Here is a 23,802-nt window from a genome sequence, read left to right as displayed (position 1 = left end):
TTGTTTGGTCCCAAATAATCTAGGAAGCCGGGATGGCGGAGGTCAACCCGGCCGGGTTAATGTTCGGTCCCAAACGAGTCTCCGGGAGCGGCCACCACATCGACGGCGCGTTCCGGGAAGGCGGCGCGACCGTCCCGGTGGTCTCCCCGCACGCCCTCGACAAGTACCCCGATCTCAAGACGAGCTGGATCGAACTGTGACGCACCGCCCCCTCATCGCCCTGCCCGCCCGCTTCTCCACGAGCGCGTCCGCCCTGCGCTATAAGGCGGAGGTCGCCGCCCGAGCCCTCGTCGAGGCCGTCTACCGGGCCGGCGGCGAGCCGTTCGTCATGCATCCCGCCGCGCCGTTCGACCCGTCCCGCCTGGACCGCTGCGACGGGCTACTCCTGCCGGGCGGCGGCGACCTGCACCCGCGCCACTACGGCGACGCCACCGAACACGAGGCCCTCTACGACGTGGACGACGCGCAGGACGACTTCGACCTGGCCATCGCCGCCCGCGCCCTGGAGACGGGCCTGCCCACCCTGGCGATCTGCCGCGGCCTCCAGGTGGTGAACGCCGTCCTCGGCGGCACCCTCGACCAGCACATGGACCCCGACCACCGGCACAAAGTCCATCCGGTGGACGTCGCCCCCGGCACGCTCCTCGCCAAGACCGTGGAGACCGCGCAGCTCCCCGCGTCCTGCTACCACCACCAGGCGATCGCGACCCTGGCCAACGCCCTCGTCCCCACCGCCCGCGCCGCCGACGGCACCGTCGAGGCCGCCGAGCTCGCCGACCCGCGCGGCTGGTTCCTCGCCGTCCAATGGCACCCCGAGGACACCGCCGCGTCCGACCCGTCCCAGCAGGCCCTCTTCACCGCCCTGGCCCAGGCCGCCGCCCATCGGCCCGCCCGCCGCTGACCGCCCAGGCCAGGCGGAGGTGTGACGCTTCGCACGGTGGGCCGTGTAAGGGTTCACACCGATGCGCAGCGTGGTCGGGTCATGACATGCTGTGGCACAAGAGGGCGTCAGGGGGATCCCTCAGGACAGGAAAGCGATCGACATGCCGGACAACACCGAGCCCGGCCGCCCGGCCGCCCCGAACCCGGTCTCCGCCCGGCGGTGCCGGGCCGAACGGGTCGCCACGTGGGCCCTCGCCGCAATCGCCGCCGTGGCCGCGCTGGGGGCACTGGCCGTGGTCCTCGCCTCGTCCATCCCGCGCCGCCGGGGCACCCGCCACCTCCCGCGCACGCGCGTCCGCCGCCGCCGGACGGGGGATCAGGCGGTGGCCACCCGGTCGAGGTAGGCGTCGAGAAGCGTGCCGGTGCGGGCGATCGAGGCGGCTTCGGCGCGGCGCAGGCCGGCCATGACGGCGTCCGGGTCGGCGCCGGCGGCGCGCATTTCGGCGTCGCCGCCGTAGGCCAGCCAGAGGTCGAACTCGGCGACGGTGATCTCGGGATGGAACTGCACGCCCATCGAGCGGCCGAGCACGAACGCCTGCGAGCAGACGTCGCTGCGGGCGATCTCGACGGCGCCGGGCGGCAGCACCCACCGGTCGTAGTGGAACTGGAACCAGGGGCCGGCGCCGACGAGCGACGGGTCGTCGGTCTCCACGTCCACCCAGCCCATCTCGGGACGGGACGCGCGTTCGACGCGTCCGCCGAGGGCCGCCGCGAGGGCCTGGCCGCCGAAGCAGATGCCCAGCAGCGGGACGCCGGCGGCGTGCGCCTTGGCGAGCATGGCGAGTTCGGGGACGACCCATGACGCGACGCCCGGGTCGTTCACCGACCACGGCGCGCCCAGCGGGACGATGAGGTCCCAGCCGAGGGGGTCGGGGTACTCCACGCGCACGTCCGGCGTCAGGTGCCGTTCGGCGGGCACGACCGGCAGTTCCTCGACGTCGTAGCCGCGCGCGGCGAGCCGGTCGACGACCGGGCCGGCGGGCGAGACGTGGTCGTGCTGGATGAGCAGGGCGCGCACGGGGTCTCCTTCGGGTCCCGCAAATCGTACGTACCCAAACGAAATGGGGTCAACGGGACGGCCGGTACCGGGCCTGGCGGCTCGCGGCCGTGCCCGGGGCCAGGCCGGACAGCTCCCGCTCGATCGTGGCGGCGGCGCGCCGGCAGAACTCCTCCGGCTCCTCGGCGGCGTCGGGACGCTCGTCGACCAGCGCGTCGACCAGGCCGTCCCGCAGCAGGTCGGCCGACCGGACGCCCTGGGACGCGGCCATCTCGGCGGCGCGCGACGGCGTCCGGTGCACGATCACCGACGCACCCTCGGGCGGCAGCGGCGCCAGCCACGCGTGCCGCGCCGCCAGCACCCGGTCGGCGGGCAGCAGCGCCAGCGCCGCGCCGCCCGTCCCCTCGCCCATCAGCAGGCACAGCGTCGGGGCCGGCAGGGTGACGAGGTCGGCGAGGCAGCGGGCGATCTCGCCGGCCAGCCCGCCCTCCTCCGCCTCGGCGGACAGCACCGCGCCCGGCGTGTCCACCACGGTGACCAGCGGGAGCCCGAGTTCGTCGGCCAGCCGCATGCCGCGCCGAGCCACCCGCAGGCCGGCGGGGCCGAGCGGGTGGCCGTCGCGCTGGCTGCGCCGGTCCTGGCCGACGAGCACGCACGGCGCGCCGCCGAACCGGGCCAGCGCGAGCGTCAGCCCGCGCCCCGCCTCCCCCTGCCCGGTGCCCGACAGCGGCGTCACGTCGGCGGCGCCGTACCGGAGCAACTCCCGGACGCCGGGACGGTCCGGACGGCGCGACCGCTCGATCGAGTCCCAGGCGTCGTCATCGGCGGGCGCGGCGCCGGGCGCCGGCTCGCCGTCCCGAGGCGGGCGCGCGCACAGGACCGACAGCGCCCGCGACGCCACCTCCGCGAGGTCGTCCAGCCCCACCACCGCGTCCACCAGCCCCTTGGCCGCCAGGTTCTCGGCGACCTGCACGCCGGACGGGAACGGCTCCCCGTAAAGGCCCTCGTAGACGCGCGGCCCGAGGAACCCGATGAGTGCGCCGGGTTCGGCCGCCGTCACATGGCCGAGGGACCCCCACGACGCGAACACCCCGCCCGTCGTCGGATGCCGCAGGTAGACCAGGTAGGGCAACCCGGCCGCGCGGTGCGCCATGACGGCGGCGGTGATCCGGGCCATCTGCACGAACGCGGCGGTCCCCTCCTGCATCCGCGTCCCGCCCGAGGACGGCGCGGCGAGCAGCGGCAGGCCCTCGGCGGTGGCGCGCTCGACCGCCGCGACGATCCGGTCCGCAGTGGCCAGCCCGATCGAACCGGCGAGGAACCGGAACTCCGACACCACGAACGCGACGCGCCGGCCGCGCAGCAGCCCCTCCCCGGTGATGACCGCCTCGTCGGTCCCGGCGCGGTCGCGGGCGGCGGCGAGGTCGTCCCCGTAGGGCGTTCCCGGCTCCGGCTCCCCGGACGGCGGGACGTCCCAGGACGTCCAGCCGTCCTCGTCCAGCACGCGGCGCAGCAGCTCGCGCGCCCCGACCCGTTCCGCCACAGGGCTCCTTCCGTCGGTCCCACCAGAATCATGACCGCGAGCGCGGCCGGACGGACATCCGGGGGGGACACTGGGAGCGCCACAGCAAGGGAAGGGAAACGCCGTTGCCGTCCGAACGCGACGAGATCTGCTTCTCCTCGGCCCGTGACCTCGCCCGCCGCCTGCGCGACCGCGACCTGTCCGCGCGGGAGGTCGTGCAGGCCCATCTCGACCAGATCGAGCGGACGAACCCGCACGTCAACGCCATCGTCACGCTCACCGCCGAGCGGGCGATGGACGAGGCCCGCGCCGCCGACGAGCGCCTCGCGTCCGGTGCGGACACCGGGCCGCTGCACGGGCTGCCCGTCGCGCACAAGGACACCCACGCCACCGCCGGGATCCGCACCACGTCCGGCTCGCCGATCTTCGCCGACCACGTCCCGGACGCCGACGAACTGGTCGTCGAGCGGATGCGGGCGGCCGGCGTCATCACGCTCGGCAAGACGAACGTGCCGGAGTTCGCCGCCGGGTCGCACACCTTCAACCCGGTGTTCGGCCTGACCCGCAACCCCTACGACCTCGCGCGGTCGGCGGGCGGCAGCAGCGGCGGCGCGGCGGCGGCACTGGCGTGCGGGATGCACCCGCTCGCCGACGGCAGCGACATGGGCGGCTCGCTGCGCAACCCCGCGTCGTTCTGCAACGTGGTCGGGTTCCGCCCCTCGCCCGGCCGGGTGCCGTCGTGGCCGGTCCCGGCGGGCTGGTCGACGATGGGCGTGCAGGGCCCGATGGCCCGGTCGGTCGCGGACGCGGCGCTGCTGCTGTCGGTGCTCGCCGGACCCGACCCGCGCAGCCCCATCGCGCTGGAGACCCCTGGCACCGCCTTCGACGTCCCGCTCGAACGGGACATGTCGGGGATGCGGCTCGCGTGGTCACCCGACCTCGGCGGCGCGGTCCCGGTCGACCCCGCCGTCACCGCCGTCCTCGAACCGGCCGTGAAGGCCTTCGCCGGCCTCGGCTGCGCCGTCGAGGAGGCGTGCCCCGACCTGACCGGCGCCGACGAGGTGTTCCGCACGCTGCGCGCCTGGCACTGGGACATCGCGCTCGGCCCGCTGCTGGACGAGCGCCGCACCGACTTCAAGGCCTCCCTCGCCCGCAACGTCGAGGAGGGCCGCGCCCTCACCGCCGCCGACCTCGGCCGCGCCGAGGTGCTGCACACCGCGCTGTTCCACCGCGTCCGCGCGTTCTTCGAGCGCTACGACGCGCTGCTCCTGCCGGTCAGCCAGGTGCCGCCGTTCGACGCGGACCTGGAGTATCCGGACGAGGTCGCAGGGCAGACCATGCCCGACTACCTCGAATGGATGCGGTCCTGCTTCCTGGTGTCGGCCACCGGGTCGCCCGCACTGTCGGTGCCCGCCGGATTCACCTCCGGCGGGCTGCCCGTCGGCCTGCAGATCGTCGGCCCCCACCACGCCGACCTGGCCGTCCTGCGGATCGGGCACGCGTTCGAGCAGGCCACCGGGCACGCGCGCCGCCGCCCGCCCCTGGCCTGACGGCCGCGCGGGCCGCTAGTCGTCCTCCGCCGCGAGCCGCAGGACGAACCGGGCGCCGCCGTCGCCGTCGGCGGCCACGAGCGTCCCGCCGTGCGCGCGGGCGATGTCGCGGGAAATGGTCAGGCCGAGGCCGGTGCCGCCCTTGTCGCGGCGCCGCCCCTCGGCCAGCCGTTGGAACCGCCAGAAGATCCGCTCGCGGTCCTCCGGCGGGATGCCCGACCCGTCGTCGCGCACCTCCAGCACCGCGTCCGGGCCGTCCCGCGCCGCGCTCACCCAGATCCGCGACCGGGCGTGCCGCTCGGCGTTGTCCAGCAGGTTCGTCAGCAGCCTGACCAGCTGCTCGGGGGTGGCGCGGACCGCGATGCCCTCCGCCGCGTCGATCTCCACCGGGACGCGCCGGTCCCGCCGCGCCGCCTCCGCCCGCACCAGCGCGCCGAAGTCGACCCGCTCCCGCTCGACGTGCACGCCCGCGCCCAGCTTGGCCAGGATCAGCAGGTCGGAGACGATGCCCTGCAGCCGGTCGGCGTCCGCGAGCGCCGCCCGCGCCACGGCCGGCCAGTCCTCGTCCTCCGGATGCTGCAGCGCCAGCTCCAGCTGCATCCGCAGCCCGGTCAGCGGGCTGCGCAGCTCGTGCGAGACGTCCCCGACGAACCCCCGCTGCCGGTCGAGGAGGGCCTCCAGCCGGTGCAGCGTCAGGTTCACCGACTGCGCCAGCTCCGACACCTCGTCGGCCGGGTCCGGGACGGTCACCCGGCCGGGCTCGCCGCCGGTGATGTTCGCCAGCTCGTCGCTCATCACCCGCACCGGCCGCAGCGCCCGCCGCACCGCGCCCGCCACGATCCACGCCACCAGCGCGGTGCCGGTCAGCACCGCGCCGACCAGCAGGCCGATGAAGGCGCCCTTGTTGCGGGTCAGCTCGGTCAGCGGCGCCGCCGCGTAGATGGTCCGGTACCCGAACGACGTCCGGATGCGCTCCTCGACCACGTAGACGTCCGCGTTGATGCGCTCCGAGCGGACGATGTGGTCCTCGGCACGGCCCACGACGCCGGGGGGCGGCACCTTCAGCGGCCGCCGCCCGCGCAGCGCGTCGCTGTAGGCGACCACGCGGCCGTGCTGGTCGACGACCTGCAGCAGCGAGAAGTCCGGGTCCTGCACGCGCAGCAGGCCGCGCGGGTCGGTGTCGCGCACGAGCGAGGCCAGATCGTGGACGACGAGGTCGCCGCGCTGGTGCAGGCCGCTGTACACGGTGTGCTGGACGGCCGTGTAGAAGATGACGACGCCCGCCACCAGGACCAGGCCGACCATCAGGGTCGCGGCGGCGGTGACCCGGGCCCGCACCGACCAGCAGGAGGGCGACAGCCTGACCCCGAGAACCCGCACCCCGGCGCTCTCCCCCTCCCCGTCGCGAGGCGCCAGGTGCGGCGCCGCGTCCCAGCGCCCGGGAGGAGTGCGCAGAACAGGTTGTTACCGGGCCATTGCCCGGTGAAACCTCGCCTGCGGGTGGCCGATGCCCGCGCCGGCGGCGCCTCCCACCCCTGGGGTGCCGCCCGCGCGGGCATCGCCTTCGGTGCCGCCAGCGCGCCCGCCGCCCGCGCGCCGAGGAGGAAATCCGACGGGATCGGGCTCGCTGCCGAACAGGTCCTACTCTGTCCGTCCCCTGTGGACTGGACGCTACATCGACGTGACGATCACGTTTCCAGTTCTTCCTGGGGGAACGCGCCATAATCTTCCGACGAACGGGGATGGACGGACCCAGGAGACGCAAGGGAGTCGGGAAGACCGCCATGGACGGAGACATTCGGCCGCTGGAGCCCGCGGACCCGCGCACGGTCGGCGGGCACACGCTGCTGGGCCGGCTCGGCTCGGGCGGCATGGGCACCGTGTACCTCGGCACCGATCCCGCGTCCGGGGGGCGCGTCGCGGTGAAGACCATCCATCCGCACCTCGCCGTGGACGAGTCGTACCGGCGGCGCTTCCGGGACGAGGCGTACCTGGCGAGCCGGGTCGCCTCCTTCTGCACCGCGCGGGTCCTCGCGCACGGCGAGGACGAGGGCCGCCCCTACCTCGTCACCGACTACGTCGGCGGCATCTCCCTGCACCAGCGGCTCACCACGGGCGGGCCGCTGCCGCCCGCCGACCTGCACGGGGTGGCGGTCGGCGTCGCCTCGGCGCTGGCCGCGATCCACGCGGCGGGGCTGGTGCACCGCGACCTCAAGCCCGCCAACGTGATGCTGACGCTGTCCGGGTGCCGGGTCATCGACTTCGGCATCGCGCGCAGCCAGGACTCCGGCGGGCTCACCGCGGCGACCGGCAAGGTCCTCGGCACGCCCGGCTGGATGGCGCCGGAGGTGCTGCGCGGCGGCCCGGCGACCCCGGCCGCCGACCTCTTCGCGTGGGGCTGCCTGATCGCGCACGCCGGCACCGGCCGGATGCCGTTCGGCGGCGACCCGGAGGCGCTGCGCGTCACCGACGCCGCGCCCGACCTGTCCGGGCTGCCGGAGCCGCTGCTCCCGGCCGTCCGCTCCGCGCTGGCGCACGACCCGGCCGACCGGCCGAGCGCCTCGGACCTGCTGCTCACTCTCGTGGAGCAGCCGCAGGCGGGCGACTGGCCGGCGGCCGCTCCGGACGGGGCGCCCGCTCCGGTGCGGCCGGCGCCGTCCGGCCCCGCGCCGGGCCCGGCCGGTGACGACGGCGGCGTGTCCACCGATACGCGGGCGTTCAACCCGATCGGCATCGCGGGCACGCTGTCGATCAACCGCAACCGGGTGCTCGCCGCCGCCGGGGCCGCCGCGGGGACCGTCCTGGTCGGCGCGGTCATCCTCGGGCTGGCGCAGGGGAAGGGGCATCCGCACCCGCACGCCTCGACGCCACTGGCGACGCCCACCGCGTCCGTCCACCAGACGAAGAAGGCGCGGGCGGCGCCCCGTCCGTCCAAGCGGACGCCCGTGCGGGCGTCGGCGCCGAAGCCGACTCCGAAGCACAAGGCCAAGCACGCGAAGGGCAAGGGCAAGCACAAGCCGCACTGACACCGCCCCCGGCGGCGCGGCCCGCGACGGGAACTTACTTGCGCCAGATGAGGACGAGGGCGCAGTCGTCGTCGCGGGTGGCCGCCATCGTCTCCACCAGTTCCCGCGCGCCCTTGCCGAACCCCTGCGGGACGAGCCGCTCGGCCTCGCCGAGCAGCCGGTCGATCCCGGCGTCGAGGTCGCTGCCGGGCGACTCGACCAGGCCGTCGGTGTAGAGCATCAGCGCGTCGCCGGGCCGCAGCCTCCCGTGCTCGGGGACGCAGTGCAGGTCGGGCACCACGCCGAGGACGACGCCCTTGGCCGGGCTGACCTGCCAGGCGCCGCTGCCCGCGTCGAACTGGACGGCGGGCGGGTGCCCGGCCGACCCGACCGTGTAGTCGCCGGTGGCGAGGTCGACGACGACGTGCACCGCCGTGACGAACCCCTCGTCCCAGCGCTGCTTCTGGAGATAGACGTTACAAGCCGGGAGGAAACGGTCAGGTTGGAGCGATCCAAGCAATCCGCCGAACGCCCCCGACAGCATCAGCGCCCGGGTGCCGGCGTCCGTGCCCTTCCCCGACACGTCGACCAGCGCGACCTCCAGCGTGTCGCCCTCCAGGGTCGACACCACGAAGTCGCCGCCGAAGGAGGAGCCGCCCGCCTGCAGCATCACCACCTGCGCGCCCCAGCCCTCCGGCAGCTCGGGCATCTCGCCCTGCCGCCGCAGCCGGTCGCGCAGCTCCAGCAGCATCGAGTCGCCGCGCAGCCCCTGCACGCCGAGCTGCTGGCGGGTCCGCGCGAGGGTCAGCGCGAGCACCGCCGTGATCGTCAGGGTCGCGACGATGCCGGGGCCGATCGCCGCGACGTGCCGCCAAGCGTCGTAGCAGACCATCGCGACGACGACGCACAGCAGCGCGACGAGGCTGCGCACCCTCAGCAGCAGCCCGCCGCCCAGCACGATCAGCACCAGCGCGCCCGACGGCGCGAGCCCGCGGGTGTCGTCCGCCGTCGCGATCCCGATCGCGATCGCCGCGACGGCCAGCGCGGCGAAGACGTACCGCTCCCTGGTCAGCCGTCCCTGCCGCAGCGCCCGGTACAGCGCGACGAGCGGCGGGATCCTGCGCAGGAAGGCGCGGACCCGCGGCGGAAGCAGCTGCACCAGTCGTTGAAGCATCTCTCCGGCACTGTATCGAGCATTCGGGACGACCGGCGGCCATCTGGGCGACCGGTGACGCCTTGCAACGATCCAGTTCCCCCCGAGGTGGGTAGGACCGTTTTGGGTCGATGTTCGGAAACGCGAGGGAGGCGGCATATGGGGCAGCCGGGAATGCGCATCACCGTGGACGCGGCGATGCGGGCGCGGGACATCTCGCGCCCCTGGCCGGACGGCGGGCCGGACCCCGCGTCCGACCCCGCCCGACGGCCGGGCGCACCGGCCGGCGGCGCCGAACCGGGCGAGCGCGGCGATGCCCGGCGCACCGAACCGGCCCGCCGCTCCCGGGCCGCCAAGAACGAGCGGCGCCGCCTCGGCAAGCGCGGCGGCGCCCGGAAGGTCCCGGAGAACGAGTTGTAGGCCGCGCCTCGGTGGGCGCGGACCGGGCCGGTGACCGGCGCACCGGGGCGGGAGCGCGTGTTCCGGGAGGTCAGCCCTCGTCGGGCAGCGGCGGCAGTTCGCCGGTCCGCTCGTAGTCGCCCAGCATGGTGATCCGGCGGGTGTGCCGCTCCTCACCGGAGTACGGCGTGCCCAGGAACAGCTCCACGAACCGGGTCGCGGTGTCCGGGTCGTGCTGCCGCGCGCCCAGGCTGATCACGTTCGCGTCGTTGTGCTCGCGGGCCAGCGTCGCGGTGTCCTCGTTCCACACCAGCGCCGCCCGCACGCCCTTGACCTTGTTGGCCGCGATCGCCTCGCCGTTGCCGGAGCCGCCGATCACGATGCCCAGCGCGCCCGGCTCCGCCGCCGTCCGCTCGGCCGCCCGCAGCACGAACGGGGGATAGTCGTCCACGGCGTCGTACGCGAACGCGCCGCAGTCGACGGGCTCGTGCCCGTTGGCCTTCAGCCAGGAGACCAGGTGCTCCTTCAGTTCGAAGCCGGCATGGTCGGTTCCCAGAAACACGCGCATGGGCCGATTCTCGCAGGCCCGCGCCCGGCGGCGCGCGCCCGGGTCATGAGGCCCTTTTCACAGGGGCGCCTCACATGGGCGGGGGCATCGGGTCCGGGTCGCGGGGGACGTCGGGCCTGCGGTCGACCCTCGTCCGATCGGCCAGGCGCAGGTCGTCCTCGTCCTCGTCGTCCTGGGCGTCCTCGCCCTCCGTGGCCTTGGGCGACGCCTCATGGGACGGCGCGTCATCGGGCACGGCGTCCTGCGGCTCATGCTGCGCGGGCTCCGCGCCCTGCTCAGGCTCCGGGGCGTCCTGCCCGGACGCCGGCTCCACCGTCGTCTCGGACGCCTGCGGAGCGGCCTCGGGGGCCGGGGCCTCCTGCTCCGGCGCGGGGGCTCCCTGCTGCTGCGGCGGGACGGGGACGCCGCCCCACGCGGGCGACTGCGACGGACGGGCCGGCGGGACGTAGGGGACGGCGGCCGGATGCTGCGGCGGCAGGCCCGGCTGGTCGTTCCCCGTCGGCATCCCCTGCTGCATGGGCTGCGCCATGGGCTGTTGCATCGGCTGTTGCACGGCCTGCGGCATGCCCTGCTGCGGACCGCCGTAGGGCTGCTGCGCGTACGGCTGCTGAGCGTAAGGCTGCTGCATGGGCGCGGCCTGCTGCGGGGCGTACGGCTGCTGCGGGTTGTAGGGCTGCTGCTGCGCGTACTGCCCGAACTGCGGCGCGGCCTGGCCGCGAGGACGGCTGAGCAGGAAGCCCACCAGCGCGCCGATCCCCGCGAGCCACCCGTACAGCAGGCCCGAGGCCGCTCCCGACTGGACCGACTCGAAGAAGTTGCGGCTCACCGACCCGTCCTCGTACTTGATCGACCACTTCAGCAGCAGCCCGCTGACGCCTCCGGCGATGCCGCACGCGACGACCACGGCCCACCATCCGGTGATCAGCGCGCCGAGCACGCCGCGCTCGGGGTCGACCGTCCGGGCGCCGGCCAGCACGAGCAGCGCCACCACGGCGAACATCAGCAGGGTGGTGAAGTCGTCCGACACGACGAAGCGCCAGTCCAGCCCGCGCGGCGGGGTGAAGCGCCAGGCGACGAAGAACAGGTGCGACACCAGCGGGCCGAGGCCCTCGTCGAACTTGAAGCCGCTCTTGTTGATCGCGTCGATGACCCACTGGTTGCCGACGAGCAGCGCCAGCGCCAGCAGGGGCACCAGCGAGCCGCCCGACATCATGAACATCCGCCGCGTCGTCATGGCGGGCAGAGTAGTGCGGTTCATGGGCCTCCGGTAGGCCCGATGTCACCCGGCGTAGGCGACGGGGAACCGGAACTCGGGGTCGACCTGCGCGGTGAGGTCCTCGCCGGTGGCCCGGTTGGCCCAGCTCCGCGCGTTCTTGAGGTGGAACTCCACGGCCTGCCGCTGGAACGCGTCCCAGTCCTTGGCCTGGGCGTCGACCTCGGCGAGCATCCGGCCGAGCGCGGCCTCGTTGCCGTCCTCCAGCACCGCTCCGGAGCGCCCCTGCTCCATCGCGCGGACGGCGGCGGACTGGCCGAGCCAGACGAGCAGGTCGTCGCCGACGTGCTCGCGCAGGTAGTCGACGTCGTCCTCGGACTGCACCTTGTTGCCGACGACCCGGATGGCGACGTCGTAGTCGCGGGCGTACTCGACGTACTGGCGGTAGACGCCGACGCCCTTCCGGGTCGGCTCGGCGACCAGGAACATCAGGTCGAACCGGGTGAACAGCCCGGAGGCGAAGGTGTCGGCGCCGGCGGTCATGTCCACGACGGCGTACTCGCCGGGACCGTCCAGCAGGTGGTTGAGGTACAGCTCGACCGCGCCGGTCTTGGAGTGGTAGCAGGCCACGCCGAGGTCGTCGTCCTCGAACGGGCCGGTGACCAGCAGCGTCGCCCCGTTCACCTCCTGCCCCAGCGCGTGCACCGGGTCGTCGCCGCGCAGCCGCAGCAGCCGCGACCCGGTGCCCGCCGGGGTCGTCTTGACCATGGTGGACGCGGAGCCGATGCGCGGGTTGTCGCCGCGCAGGTACTCCTTGATCTCGGTGAGGTGGGCGCCCAGGGCCGGGATCTTGGCGGCCCGGTCGTCGTCCATGCCGAGCGCCGCGCCGAGGTGCTGGTTGATGTCGGCGTCGATGGCGACCACCGGCAGCCCGCGCAGCGCGAGGTGCCGGACGAACAGCGACGAGAGGGTGGTCTTGCCGCTGCCGCCCTTGCCGACGAACGCAACCTTCACGAATGCCCCCTAAACGGGTATGAAAACCGTTGCCATTTTCTCGGAGCACCGAGTCTGGCGGAGGGGCACCGGCGAGGCAACCGGAACGGCCGATCAGTCGAAGATCGGCTCCCGGGTGCGGGTGCGCTTGAGCTCGAAGAACCCGTTCGTCGAGGCCACCGCGACCACGCCGTCCCACAGCTTCGCGGCGGCCTCGCCGCGCGGGATCGGCGAGAGGACCGGGCCGAAGAACGCGCTGCCCTCGACCTCGATCACCGGCGTGCCGACCTCCTGGCCGACGCGGTCGATGCCGTCCTTGTGGGACGCGCGCACCGCCTCGTCGTAGGCGGTCGAGTCGGCGGCGTCGGCGAGCGCCGGGTCCAGGCCCGCCGCGGTCAGCGCGGCCTCGAAGTACTCGCGGCCGAACTGCTGCTTCTCGTGGTGGCGGCGCGTGCCCAGCTCGGTGTAGAGCCTGCCCAGCACGTCGGGGCCGTACTTCTGCTCGGCGGCGACGCACACGCGCACCGGCCCCCACGCCTGCGCGAGGCCCTTGCGGTACTCCTCCGGCACGTCCTTGTCCTCGTTGAGGACGGCCAGGCTCATCACATGCCAGCGCACCTGGACGGGGCGGAGCTTCTCCACCTCCAGCATCCAGCGCGAAGTGATCCACGCCCAGGGGCACAGCGGGTCGAACCAGAAGTCCACGGGTGTGGGAGTGTCCTGCGGCAACGTCGCCTCCTATGGCTGCTCGAGCGTCAGCGGTGAGAGCTCAGCACGGACAACCCTGCCCCGGCCGCGTCGATTCCCGACGAGCCCCGGCCGGTCCGCATCGGCCTCCGCCCGTTTCCTGCCCGTTTCGCGTCCTGGACCGGCCGGAAGGCCGTGGCGTGCGGACCTCGTCCCCGGCCGGTTGGTAGACATGAGGTCAGCAAAGAATTAAGCCGACCAAGGAGTACATGTGGCAGGCAACCTCACGCGCGACGAGGCGCGGGAACGGGCCCGGCTGCTCACCGTCGAGTCGTACGCGGTCGAACTGGACCTCACGACCGGCGAGGAGCGGTTCGGCTCGACCACCGTGATCCGGTTCGACAGCGCCGAGCCCGGCGCGTCGTCCTTCGTCGACCTGCACGGCGCGGTCGTGCGGGAGGCGACGCTGAACGGCGAGGCGCTGGACCCGGCGTCCTACGACGGGGAGAAGGGCCGCCTTCCGCTGCCGTCCCTGGCCGCGCGGAACGAGCTCCGCGTCGTCGCCGACTGCGCCTACTCCCGTTCCGGCGAGGGCCTGCACCGATTCGTGGACCCGGTGGACGAGAGCGTCTACCTGTACACGCAGTTCGAGACGGCCGACGCTCACCGGATGTACACGTGCTTCGACCAGCCCGACCTCAAGGCGACGTTCGAGCTGACGGTGAAGGCCCCGCAGGACTGGCAGGTCGTCACCAACGAGACCCCCGAGACGGTGGAGGGCGGGACGTGGCACTTCCTGCCGACCCCGCAGATCTCCACCTACATCACCGCGCTCATCGCCGGGCCGTACCACGCCGTCCGCGACGAGTACCGCCGCGACGACGGCACCGTCATCCCGCTCGGCGTGTACTGCCGGGCGTCGCTGGCAGAGCACCTGGACGCCCAGGCCATCGTCGACGTGACGCGGCAGGGCTTCGCCTACTTCGAGAAGGTCTTCGGCCGCCCGTACCCGTTCAGCAAGTACGACCAGCTGTTCGTGCCGGAGTTCAACGCGGGCGCGATGGAGAACGCCGGGGCCGTCACGTTCCTGGAGGACTACGTCTTCCGGTCCCGGGTCACCGACGCCTCCTACGAGCGGCGCGCGGAGACGATCCTGCACGAGATGGCGCACATGTGGTTCGGTGACCTGGTCACCATGCGCTGGTGGGACGACCTGTGGCTGAACGAGTCGTTCGCCACCTACATGAGCGTGCTGTGCCAGTCCGAGGCCACCAAGTGGACGGGCTCGTGGACGACGTTCGCCAACCTGGAGAAGGCGTGGGCGTACCGGCAGGACCAGCTGCCGTCCACGCACCCGATCTCCGCCGACATCCCCGACATCCGGGCCGTCGAGGTGAACTTCGACGGGATCACCTACGCCAAGGGCGCGTCCGTCCTGAAGCAGTTGGTCGCCTACGTCGGCCGGGAGAACTTCCTGGAGGGCGTGCGCCGGTACTTCGACCGGCACGCGTGGGGCAACACCGTCCTGACCGACCTGCTGGACGCGCTGGAGGAGACCTCCGGCCGCGACCTGGCGTCCTGGTCGAAGGAGTGGCTGGAGACCGCGGGCGTCAACACGATGCGCCCCGAGTACGAGGTCGACGCCGACGGGAACTTCTCCTCGTTCACCGTGCTGCAGGAGGCCAAGGCCGACTACCCGACGCTGCGCTCGCACCGCCTGGCGATCGGCCTGTACGACCGGACCGGCGACGGGCTCGTCCGGCGGGAGCGGGCCGAGCTGGACGTGGTGGGCGCGCGGACGGAGGTCCCGCAGCTCGTCGGGCAGAAGCGTCCCGACCTGGTGCTGGTCAACGACGACGACCTCACCTACGCCAAGGTGCGGCTCGACGAGCACTCGCTGAAGACGCTGGTCGAGCACATCGGCGACATCAAGGAGAGCCTGCCGCGGGCGCTGTGCTGGTCGGCGGCATGGGACATGACGCGCGACGCGGAGATGGCGACGCGCGACTACGTCCGGCTCGTCGCGAAGGGCATCCGCGGCGTCACCGACATCTCGGTCACGCAGACGCTGCTGCGGCAGGCGCGGACGGCCGTCCAGCAGTACGCCGACCCGTCCTGGCGCAAGGAGGGCCTGGCGCTGCTGGCCGACACGCTCTTCGAGCTGGCCCGGGAGGCCGCGCCCGGCTCGGACCTGCAGCTGGCCTACACGCAGGCGTTCACGGCGTCGGCGGTCAGCGAGGAGCACCTGGCGTTCGTCCGGGCGCTGCTGGATGGCACGCAGACCCTCGACGGGCTGACGGTCGACACCGACCTGCGGTGGGCGCTGCTGCGCCGGCTCGTCGCCACCGGCAAGGCCGGCGAGGACGAGATCGACGCCGAGCACGAGCGGGACCGGACGGCGGCGGGCGAGCGGCACGCCGCCGCGTGCAAGGCCGCGGTCCCGACCGCCGAGGCCAAGGCCGCCGCGTGGGACCGGATCATCGGCGGCACGCTGCCGAACGCCGTCTACCGGGCGACGTTCGGCGGGTTCGTGGAGCCCGACCAGGCCGAGCTGCTGGTCCCCTACGTGGACAAGTACTTCGCCGAGGTCGGCCGGGTGTGGAAGGAGTGGAGCAGCGACATGTCCCAGACGTTCGCGGAGGTCGCCTACCCCTTCCTGGTGATCGAGCAGTCCACGATCGACCGCACCGAGTCCTACATCGCCGGGGAGAAGCCACCCGCGGCGCTCGCCCGGCTGCTGTCGGAGGGCCGTGACGGCGTCGCCCGCGCGCTGCGCGCCCGCGCCAAGGACGCCGCCGCCGGCTGAGTCCGGTAGCCCTGCCGCAACCCCCGTGACCGTGCGATCGTTGCAGGGTCACGGGGGTTTTCGGGGAAAAGGGGTTGGTCGCGTGGAGACGGCGCGGGACGTGCTGGCGGCGCTGGCGCGGCGGTACGCGTTCGGGGACCTGGAGGCGCTGATCGCCGAGGGGACGCTCGTCCCGGACGGGCGGGCGAAGGCGGTCGCGCCGCTGTGCGCGTTCGGGCAGCGCGTCCTGGACCTGGACGCCGAGGACTTCGGGATGCCGGAGGCCGTCGGGGAGGTCCCCCGCGACCTGCTCGACCGCGCCCGCGCCAGCCGGATGCCGCAGGCGCCCAAAGAGCGGCCGCGCGGCGCGCTGGCGAGCCTGCGCCCCGCCTACGCGCTGCTGCTGGAGGTCATCGCGATCCGCTGGCACCGCCGCGACATGGCCGCGCTGGTCGCGGCCGTGCACATCGCCAGCGAGTACCTGCCGCTGCTGGCGTGGGAACCCGTCCTCGGGCACGCCGGCGATCCCGCGCTGATCGGCGCGTCGGTGAACGGCGAGGGCAGCCGGTTCGGCGTCCCCGTCGCGCCGGGCTCGGCCCGCGAGTGCGACCACACGCGTCCTGAGCGGTCGGCGTGCGAGCGGACGCTGCGGGTCGCCAAGGAGCCGCCGCCCGGCTGGCGCGCCTACCTCGACCGGCAGCACAGCCAGGTCGCCTCCGCCCTCGGCGACTGCGCGGCCCGCTGCCGCACCCCGTGCACCGTGATGACCCGGCTCGACGGCCCCGTCCGCGCCGCCCTCACCGAACGCTGCAAGCTGGCCGCCGAGTTCACCGACGGCGCCCTGGTGAAGCTGCGGCACGCCGCCCCGGTCGGGCACGGCTTCGGCGTCCCCTCCCCCGAGGAGGTCGAGGCGGCCTGGGCCCGCGCCCGCAAGTCCCTGTCGCACCAGCCGCTCGGCGAGGCCGCGCTGGACGGCGCCGACACCGACCCGTACCCGCTGCCCGGTCTGCCCGGCCTGTTCTCGGCGATCGCGTCGGCCCCGATCGTCCCCGACACGCTCCTGTACGACGTCACCCGGCGCATCAGCGCGAGTCTGCGCTGATCTCCTTCAGCACGGCGCGGACGCGCGGGTCGGTGACGAGGTCGTCGAGGAGGACGGGGCGGCCGTCGGCGCCGGCGAGGGGCACCCGCCAGTTCGGGTACTCGTCGGTGGTGCCGGGCTGGTTCTGGGTGCGGCGCTCACCGGCCGCGTCGGCCAGCGACACGCCGATGAGCCGGGCCGGGGTGCGGCCGAGGAAGGCGTGCAGAGCGGCGACGACCTGCTCGTCGTAGGCGGTCGAGCCGTCCGCGAGCGCGCGCATCACCTCGTCGGGCGGGACGGGCAGCAGGCCCTCGGAGTGCAGCAGCGCCAGCCAGCCGGCCAGTTGCCGGCGGTGGTCGGCGGTCTCCTCGGCGGGCGGGCGGGTGAGCAGGCCGAGGCGGTCCCGCAGGGCGATGTGGTCGCCGTGCAGGAAACCGGTGATGGGCGGCATGTCGTGGGTGCCGACCGTGGCCAGCGACAGCTCCCGCCAGTGCTTCGCCAGCTTCGGACGGCCCTTCGCATCGCGTTCGAACCACAGCAGCGAGGTGCCGAGGACCCCTCGGTCGGCGAGGTCGTCGCGGACCTCCGGTTCGACGGTGCCGAGGTCCTCGCCGACGACGAGCGCGCCGGCGCGGCCGGCCTCCCACACCAGGCAGCCGAGCATCGCCTCACGGTCATAGCCGACATAGGTCCCGTCGGCGGGCGAGCCGCCCTCGGGGATCCACCACAGCCGCGACACCTGCATCGCGTGGTCGAGGCGGAGCCCGCCGCCGTGCTGGAGCGCGGCGGCCAGCATCTCCCGGTACGGGACGTAGGCGTTCGCCGCGAGCGTGGTCGGCCGCCAGGGCGGCTGCCCCCAGTCCTGGCCGCGCTGGTTGAACTCGTCCGGCGGCGCGCCGACGCTCATCCCGGACGCGAGTTCGTCCCGGTAGATCCAGGCGTCGGCGCTTCCCTGCGCCACCCCGACGGCCAGGTCGTGGACGATCCCGGCGGGCATCCCGGCGTCGCGTGCCGTCCGCTGCGCGGCGGCGAGCTGCTCGTCCAGGCACCATTGCAGCCACGCGTGGAACTCGGCACGGGCGTGGTGGCGGGGCTCGTCCAGGACGGCCCGTCCGTGCGCGTCCCGCAGCGGCGCGGGCCAGCGCCGCCAGTCGGTGGTGCCCTGCTCCTCGCTGATCGCGCACCAGGTGGTGAAGTCGCGGAGCGCCGCGCCGTTGCGCTTGCGGAAGGCCAGGTAACCCGGGTCGTCGCGGATGTTCGGCGCCGAGCGGTACATCGCCTCCAGCGCTTCGAGCTTCGCCGACCACACGGCATCCCGGTCCAGCGGACCTCCGAGCGCGCGCAGCCGGTCCGCCACGGCCGCGTACCGTTCGCGGCCCTCGGCGGGCAGCGCCGCGTACTCCGGCATGTCCTCGATCCGCAGGTAGAGCGGGGCGGGGAAGCGGCGGCTCATCGGCGAGTACGGCGACGGGCTCACCGGCGGGACCGGCTCGGCGGCGTGCAGCGGGTTGACCACGACGAAGCCGGCGCCGAGGTCGCGGCCGCTCCACGCCGCGAGGTCGGCCAGGTCGTGCAGGTCGCCGAGCCCCCACGAGCCGCGCGAGCGCAGCGAGTACAGCTGGACGGTCAGCCCCCACATGCGCGGCGGGCGCGGCAGCGCGGCCGGCGCCACCAGCAGCGCCGCGTGCTCCTCCCGGCTCCCCCGCCTGACGTGCAGGCGGTGCCACCCGTACGGGACGTCCCCCCCGAACTCCCCCAGCGGGACGGGCTCGCCGCGCACCTCGCCGGCGGACGGCGCCGACAGGACGTCGGGCACGCCCGGCTCGACGCGCACGTCCAGGTCGCCGTCCGGACCAAGGGTCCGGCGCAGCATCGCGAGGATCCGGTCGGCGGCCCGGCCTCCGGCCTCGTCCCGGCGGACCACGACCGTGGGCGGCAGGGCGCGCGAGCGTTCCCGGTGGCGCTCCAGCTCCGCGCGGACGGCGGCGGGGGACGAGGCGTCCACCCCGAGCGCGCCGAGGACGGCGACCAGGGTGGCGGGCGGGACGTCCACCTTCCGTCCCCGCCAGTCGGTGTACCGCGTCGCGACTCTGTGGTGTCCGGCCAGCCTGGTCAGTTCGTCGTCAGCCACGCCTGCACCATGCCCCGGCGGCGCGCCGCCGAGCGCGGCGCCGGCGGGCCTCACCGCTCCCAGATGGGCGGCCTGCGGCCGGTCCAGGGACGCGCCTGCTCCAGCTGCGCAGCGAGCGAGATCAGCGTCCCCTCCCCGCCGAGCCGTCCCGCCAGCATGATCCCGATCGGCAGGCCGCCGGCGTTCCAATTCAGGGGCACGTTCACAGCGGGCTGGCCGGAGATGTTGTAGGCGGCGCAGAACGGCGTGAAGAGCATCTGGCGCCGGAAGTTCTCCTCCGGCTCCTGGTCGTGGAAGTACCCGACGGGGGCGGGTGGCTGCGCGAGCGTCGGGTGCAGGATCGCGTCGAACCCGTCCATGACGGGGAACGCCGCGCGCACCGCGCCCTGCAGCGCGGCGTGCGCCTGGAACAGCTGTGGCCCGGTCGTGGCGTTCCCGCGTTCGCGGAGCCAGCGCGTCAGCGGCTGGAGCAGGTGCTCGCCGCCGTCCGGGACGGGCGTCATCGTGGCCATGACGCCCCAGAGCAGCTCGAAATGCGGGACCATCTCGGGCCCGAACACCGGCGGCAGCTCCACGACCTCGTGCCCGAGCTCCTCCAGCAGCGCGGAGGCCTCCTCGTAGGCGGCGACGCAGTCGGGGTGCACCTCGGCGCCGGGCACGGCGGGCTGCCGGCTGCGCGCGATGCGGAGCCGTCCCGGCGGACGTCCCGCATACGACAGGAACGAGCCCTCGACGGGCGGGGCCGCGTAGAGGTCGCCGGGCATCGGCTTCGCCATCACGTCCAGCAGGAGGGCGGCGTCCTCGACGGTCCGCGCGATCGGCCCGTTGGTGGACAGGCCGAACAGGTCGGGGACGATCGGCCCCTGGGAGATGCGGCCGCGGGTCGGCTTGATCCCGAACAGCCCGCACACGCTGCTCGGGATGCGGATGGAGCCGCCGCCGTCGCTGCCCTGCGCGACCGGGGCGAGCCCGGACGCGACGGCCGCGGCGGCGCCGCCGCTCGAACCGCCCGCCGACCTGGCCGTGTCCCACGGGGTGCGGGCGGGCGGCGCGACGCCGCTCTCGGTGTAGCAGGGAAGCCCGAATTCCGGGACGGCGGTCTTGCCGAGCAGCACCGATCCGGCCTCGCGCAGCAGTCGCGCGACGCTGTCATCCGTGAATCCGGTGAAACCGGCGAAAACGGATGAACCGAAAGTCATCCGGACACCGTCCACCATGTTCAGGTCCTTGACCGGAACCGGCACACCGTGCAGCGGCGGCAGGTCCGCCGGGTCCGCGGCGTCACGGACCGCCTTCTCGGCCCGCGCCGCCTGCTCGCGCGCCACCTCGGCGGTGACCGTCACATAGGCCCCGACCTGCGGGTTCAGTCGTTCGATGCGGTCCAGGTAGTGGTCGGTCAGCTCGACCGGGGAAAGGCGGCCCGAGCGGACGGCGTCAGCCGCCTCCCTAGCGCCGAGGTCATGGAGATGTGTCACGAACCGGAACGCTAGACCGCTCGGAGGGCGGGCATCAAAGAGGCAGAGACTCTCATGCCGGGAAAGAGGTGGTAAGTGACTCACGTACCCGTCCTGCGCGGAAGTCAATCACTCACGTCCGGCGACAAAACTATTAACCCTGCATGACTAGTCGTCGGCTCGCATGATGATTACTCTGCGCTCGGAGGATCATGCCCCCGATGCGAAAGGAATACGGAGCGTCACTTATGGCGATCATGGAGCGGGGCAACACACAGCAGGCACGGGGCCAGCCCCGTGAGCAGTCGGAACAGCGGCAGGAGCGACGCGAGCAGCAGGCGCCGACACCGCCCGAGCGGACGCTCAACGGGACGCTCGGCGACCCCCGGATCCGGCGGTGGATGTGGCGCGTCGGCGTGGCCCTCGCGGTCCTCGTCGTCGTCACCATCGCGGCCGGTGCGCGGCTCGGGATCACCGCGGCGGTCCTTGCCGTCGTCGCGGACGTCGTCCGCAAGTCCCGCAGGGACTCCAGCATCCCGGCCTGGCAGAAGTCCTCGGCCGCCGAACGGCGCACCGAGAAGCAGCTGAGGTCGCTGGAGCGCAACGGCTACCTCGTGCTGCACGCGCGGGCCGTCCCCCGCGACGACGAGGGCGTCAGCGACGGGCGGATCGACCACCTGGTGATCGGGCCGAGCGGCGTCTACGCCATCGACTCCGAGAAGTGGGACAAGCGCCTCCCCGTGCGCACCCTGTCCCACCGCAAGCTCTTCCACGGCCCCTTCAACAAGAAGGACCGCCTGGACGAGGCGCGCTGGGAGGCCGACCAGGCCAGCAGGATCATCGGCGGGCAGGTCGGCTTCGAGGTGCCGGTACAGCCGTCCGTCGCCATCTACGGGCCGTCCATCCCGTGGAAGGTCATGCGCGTCCGGGACGTCGACGTGTACGCGGGCAACCGGGCCCGCTCGTACCTGCGCCGCCGTCCCAAGATCCTCACCGACACCGACGTCCAGCGGATCTTCCAGGCGGCCGAGAAGGCACTGCCGCCCAAGTACGGCTGACCGGCACGCCGGAGCACGCCGGAGCGGGGATCCCGCAGCGCCGCCGGATCCCGCATCGGGGCGGCCCGCACCCAGGGCCGCCCGACGACTCGACGACGAGTCCCCACCGGGCCCCTCGCGGGCCCGGACCTTTCCGACCCGGCTTTCGCGAGCCGCGGCCTCCACCTTGTAGCATCGAGTGTCACAGGCCGGCCCGCGCGCGACCTCCGCTGAGCCGGCGGCAGCGCCGCGATCCGCCGCTGAGAGCTTCCCACCGCGCACCGCTCGCTCCCGCCCGCCGGAACCCAGGCGCGGCGGCGCGTCCGGCGACACGGCACGACGGCACAGGTTGGAGAGGTCACAGATGCCCCCGCTCAGGTCACGTACGGTCACCCATGGCAGGAACATGGCGGGCGCCCGCGCGCTCATGCGGGCCAGCGGCGTCGAACGCGAGGACTTCGGCAAGCCGATCGTCGCGGTGGCCAACAGCTTCACCCAGTTCGTGCCCGGCCACGTCCACCTGGACGAGGTCGGCAAGGTCGTCGCCGGCGCCGTCAAGCAGGCCGGCGGCGTGCCCCGCGAGTTCAACACGATCGCGGTGGACGACGGCATCGCGATGGGCCACGACGGCATGCTGTACTCGCTGCCGTCCCGCGAGGTGATCGCCGACGCCGTCGAGTACATGGTCAACGCGCACTGCGCCGACGCCCTGGTCTGCGTGTCCAACTGCGACAAGATCACCCCGGGGATGCTGCTGGCCGCGATGCGGCTGAACATCCCGACCGTGTTCGTCTCCGGCGGGCCGATGGAGGCCGGCAAGCCCGTCGAGGGCGTGCTGGACGGCAACAAGCTCGACCTGATCGACTCCATCGTCGCCTCCGCCGACGACTCGGTCGGCGAGGACACGCTGCTGGCGGTCGAGGAGAGCGCCTGCCCGACCTGCGGGTCCTGCTCCGGCATGTTCACCGCCAACTCGATGAACTGCCTCACCGAGGCGATCGGGCTGGCACTGCCCGGCAACGGCACCGTCCTCGCCACCCACACCGCCCGCCGCCGCCTCTACGAGGACGCCGGCCGCACCGTCGTGGAGATCGCCCGCCGCTACTACGACGGCGACGACGAGTCCGTCCTGCCGCTGAACATCGCCACCCGGGAGGCGTTCGAGAACGCCATGACCCTGGACGTGGCGATGGGCGGCTCCACCAACACGATCCTGCACCTGCTGGCCGCCGCCTACGAGGGCGGCGTCGACTTCGGCCTCACCGACATCGACGCGCTGTCGCGCCGCGTCCCGTGCGTCTGCAAGCTCGCCCCGGCCAGCGCCAAGTACCACATCGAGGACTGCCACCGCGCCGGCGGCATCCCCGCCCTGCTCGGCGAGCTGCACCGCGCCGGGCTGCTGAACGACTCCGCCCACTCGATCCACTCGGCGTCGGTGACCGAGTTCGTCGGCAAGTGGGACGTCCGCTCCCCCGGCGCGCTGCCCGAGGCCGTGGAGCTGTTCCACGCCGCGCCCGGCGGCGTCCGCAGCACCTCCGCGTTCTCGCAGAGCGCCCGCTGGGAGGAGCTGGACCTCGACCGCGAGAACGGCTGCATCCGCTCCGCCGAGCACGCCTACACCACCGACGGCGGCCTGGCGGTGCTGCGCGGCAACATCGCCCCGGAGGGCGCGATCGTCAAGACCGCCGGGGTGGACGAGGAGCTGTGGACCTTCACCGGCCCCGCCGTCGTCTTCGAGTCGCAGGACCAGGCCGTCGAGGGCATTCTCGGGGGCAGGGTCAAGGCCGGCGACGTCGTCGTGATCCGCTACGAGGGCCCCAAGGGCGGCCCCGGCATGCAGGAGATGCTGTACCCGACGAGCTTCCTGAAGGGCCGCGGGCTCGGCAAGGCGTGCGCGCTGATCACCGACGGCCGGTTCTCCGGCGGCACGTCCGGGCTGTCCATCGGGCACGCCTCCCCCGAGGCCGCCGGCGGCGGGATCATCGCCCTCGTCGAGGACGGCGACCGCGTCGTGATCGACATCCCGAACCGCGTGCTGGAGCTGGACGTCCCGGCCGACGAGCTGGAGATCCGCCGCGAGAAGCTGCTCGCCGACCTCGGCGGCTACCGTCCCCGCGACCGCGACCGCAAGGTCAGCGCCGCGCTGCGCGCCTACGCCGCGATGGCCACGTCCGCCTCCACCGGTGCGGCCCGCGACGTCTCGCAGGTGGAGCGCCTGAACGGCTGAACGGGCGGGCATTACCCGTCGGGTAATCGCCGCCGTTCCCTCCCGGCGCCATAGTGGA

Annotated in this window: 20 protein-coding genes; 10 read left to right on the top strand and 10 right to left on the bottom strand. The window is 73.7% G+C overall.

The window, feature by feature from the left end; all coding sequences use genetic code 11:
- The first annotated feature begins 32 nt into the window (after positions 1–32).
- The 3 genes from ABD296_RS23825 to ABD296_RS23815 all read left to right on the top strand — a co-directional run bounded on the left by ABD296_RS23825 (position 33) and on the right by ABD296_RS23815 (position 1,286).
- The gene (locus ABD296_RS23825; protein WP_344271013.1) at positions 33–200 is read left to right on the top strand and encodes a hypothetical protein; all 168 of its coding nucleotides are present in this window, start codon (positions 33–35) and stop codon (positions 198–200) included.
- The gene (locus ABD296_RS23820; protein WP_344271010.1) at positions 197–901 is read left to right on the top strand and encodes a gamma-glutamyl-gamma-aminobutyrate hydrolase family protein; all 705 of its coding nucleotides are present in this window, start codon (positions 197–199) and stop codon (positions 899–901) included. The genes ABD296_RS23825 and ABD296_RS23820 overlap by 4 nt, the downstream gene beginning before the upstream one ends.
- Before the next feature lie 142 nt (positions 902–1,043).
- Positions 1,044–1,286 carry a hypothetical protein gene (locus ABD296_RS23815; protein WP_344271009.1) on the top strand — a complete coding sequence of 81 codons (243 nt, stop codon included), beginning with the start codon at positions 1,044–1,046 and terminating at the stop codon, positions 1,284–1,286.
- Here the strand turns inward: ABD296_RS23815 and ABD296_RS23810 are convergent.
- Both ABD296_RS23810 and ABD296_RS23805 read right to left on the bottom strand, forming a co-directional pair.
- Positions 1,259–1,960 carry a type 1 glutamine amidotransferase gene (locus ABD296_RS23810; protein ID WP_344271008.1) on the bottom strand — a complete coding sequence of 234 codons (702 nt, stop codon included), beginning with the start codon at positions 1,958–1,960 and terminating at the stop codon, positions 1,259–1,261. The two genes, ABD296_RS23815 and ABD296_RS23810, sit on opposite strands and share 28 nt — an antisense overlap.
- A 49-nt stretch (positions 1,961–2,009) precedes the next feature.
- Complete coding sequence (locus ABD296_RS23805) at positions 2,010–3,482, bottom strand: carboxyl transferase domain-containing protein (RefSeq protein WP_344271005.1); 1,473 nt, start codon at positions 3,480–3,482, stop codon at positions 2,010–2,012.
- A gap of 104 nt (positions 3,483–3,586) precedes the next feature.
- Between ABD296_RS23805 and ABD296_RS23800 the strand changes: the two genes are divergently transcribed.
- Positions 3,587–5,011 (top strand): amidase, encoded by a 1,425-nt coding sequence (locus tag ABD296_RS23800; protein WP_344271002.1) that lies wholly within the window; start codon positions 3,587–3,589, stop codon positions 5,009–5,011.
- 15 nt (positions 5,012–5,026) lie between these two features.
- Here ABD296_RS23800 and ABD296_RS23795 read toward each other — a convergent pair whose 3' ends face one another.
- Complete coding sequence (locus tag ABD296_RS23795) at positions 5,027–6,391, bottom strand: sensor histidine kinase (protein WP_344270999.1); 1,365 nt, start codon at positions 6,389–6,391, stop codon at positions 5,027–5,029.
- A gap of 404 nt (positions 6,392–6,795) precedes the next feature.
- Between ABD296_RS23795 and ABD296_RS23790 the strand changes: the two genes are divergently transcribed.
- The gene (locus ABD296_RS23790) at positions 6,796–8,037 is read left to right on the top strand and encodes a serine/threonine-protein kinase (RefSeq protein WP_344270996.1); all 1,242 of its coding nucleotides are present in this window, start codon (positions 6,796–6,798) and stop codon (positions 8,035–8,037) included.
- 34 nt (positions 8,038–8,071) lie between these two features.
- Here ABD296_RS23790 and ABD296_RS23785 read toward each other — a convergent pair whose 3' ends face one another.
- A complete protein-coding gene (locus ABD296_RS23785) occupies positions 8,072–9,190 on the bottom strand; it encodes a PP2C family protein-serine/threonine phosphatase (protein WP_344270993.1) in 1,119 nt (372 codons plus the stop codon).
- A 138-nt stretch (positions 9,191–9,328) separates the two neighbouring features.
- Between ABD296_RS23785 and ABD296_RS23780 the strand changes: the two genes are divergently transcribed.
- The gene (locus tag ABD296_RS23780; RefSeq protein ID WP_344270990.1) at positions 9,329–9,589 is read left to right on the top strand and encodes a hypothetical protein; all 261 of its coding nucleotides are present in this window, start codon (positions 9,329–9,331) and stop codon (positions 9,587–9,589) included.
- Between the two features lie 70 nt (positions 9,590–9,659).
- Here the strand turns inward: ABD296_RS23780 and ABD296_RS23775 are convergent, their stop codons facing one another.
- The 4 genes from ABD296_RS23775 to ABD296_RS23760 form a co-directional block, all read right to left on the bottom strand.
- A complete protein-coding gene (locus tag ABD296_RS23775; protein ID WP_344270987.1) occupies positions 9,660–10,136 on the bottom strand; it encodes a ribose-5-phosphate isomerase in 477 nt (158 codons plus the stop codon).
- 70 nt (positions 10,137–10,206) lie between these two features.
- Positions 10,207–11,370, bottom strand: a complete 1,164-nt coding sequence (locus ABD296_RS23770; RefSeq protein WP_344270984.1) for a hypothetical protein — start codon at positions 11,368–11,370, stop codon at positions 10,207–10,209.
- A gap of 45 nt (positions 11,371–11,415) precedes the next feature.
- Complete coding sequence (locus ABD296_RS23765) at positions 11,416–12,363, bottom strand: ATP-binding protein (RefSeq protein ID WP_344270981.1); 948 nt, start codon at positions 12,361–12,363, stop codon at positions 11,416–11,418.
- A gap of 93 nt (positions 12,364–12,456) precedes the next feature.
- On the bottom strand, positions 12,457–12,993 hold the full coding sequence (locus tag ABD296_RS23760; RefSeq protein ID WP_407061505.1) for a mycothiol-dependent nitroreductase Rv2466c family protein: 537 nt from the start codon (positions 12,991–12,993) through the stop codon (positions 12,457–12,459).
- 307 nt (positions 12,994–13,300) lie between these two features.
- On the opposite strand from ABD296_RS23760, the gene pepN reads away from it, so the two are divergent.
- Together pepN and ABD296_RS23750 are read left to right on the top strand one after the other, a co-directional pair.
- Entirely contained in the window at positions 13,301–15,835 is a 2,535-nt protein-coding gene (gene pepN / locus ABD296_RS23755; protein ID WP_344270975.1) for an aminopeptidase N, read from the top strand.
- Positions 15,836–15,917: 82 nt separating this feature from the next.
- A complete protein-coding gene (locus ABD296_RS23750) occupies positions 15,918–16,916 on the top strand; it encodes a hypothetical protein (protein WP_344270972.1) in 999 nt (332 codons plus the stop codon).
- Here ABD296_RS23750 and malQ read toward each other — a convergent pair.
- Both malQ and ABD296_RS23740 read right to left on the bottom strand, forming a co-directional pair.
- Positions 16,897–19,026, bottom strand: a complete 2,130-nt coding sequence (gene malQ, locus ABD296_RS23745) for a 4-alpha-glucanotransferase (protein ID WP_344270969.1) — start codon at positions 19,024–19,026, stop codon at positions 16,897–16,899. The two genes, ABD296_RS23750 and malQ, sit on opposite strands and share 20 nt — an antisense overlap.
- Positions 19,027–19,076: 50 nt before the next feature.
- A complete protein-coding gene (locus ABD296_RS23740) occupies positions 19,077–20,501 on the bottom strand; it encodes an amidase (RefSeq protein ID WP_344270966.1) in 1,425 nt (474 codons plus the stop codon).
- A gap of 227 nt (positions 20,502–20,728) precedes the next feature.
- Here ABD296_RS23740 and ABD296_RS23735 point away from each other — a divergent pair, with 227 nt between their 5' ends.
- Positions 20,729–21,538 (top strand): nuclease-related domain-containing protein, encoded by an 810-nt coding sequence (locus tag ABD296_RS23735; RefSeq protein WP_344270963.1) that lies wholly within the window; start codon positions 20,729–20,731, stop codon positions 21,536–21,538.
- 343 nt (positions 21,539–21,881) lie between these two features.
- The gene (gene ilvD, locus ABD296_RS23730) at positions 21,882–23,744 is read left to right on the top strand and encodes a dihydroxy-acid dehydratase (protein ID WP_344270960.1); all 1,863 of its coding nucleotides are present in this window, start codon (positions 21,882–21,884) and stop codon (positions 23,742–23,744) included.
- Positions 23,745–23,802: the final 58 nt, after the last annotated feature.

The organism is Actinomadura napierensis (genome assembly GCF_039529375.1).
In the GTDB taxonomy this organism is placed as follows: domain Bacteria; phylum Actinomycetota; class Actinomycetes; order Streptosporangiales; family Streptosporangiaceae; genus Spirillospora; species Spirillospora napierensis.
The sequence above is the reverse complement of the archived record's forward strand: the minus strand, read 5'-3'. Positions and strand labels throughout refer to the sequence as shown.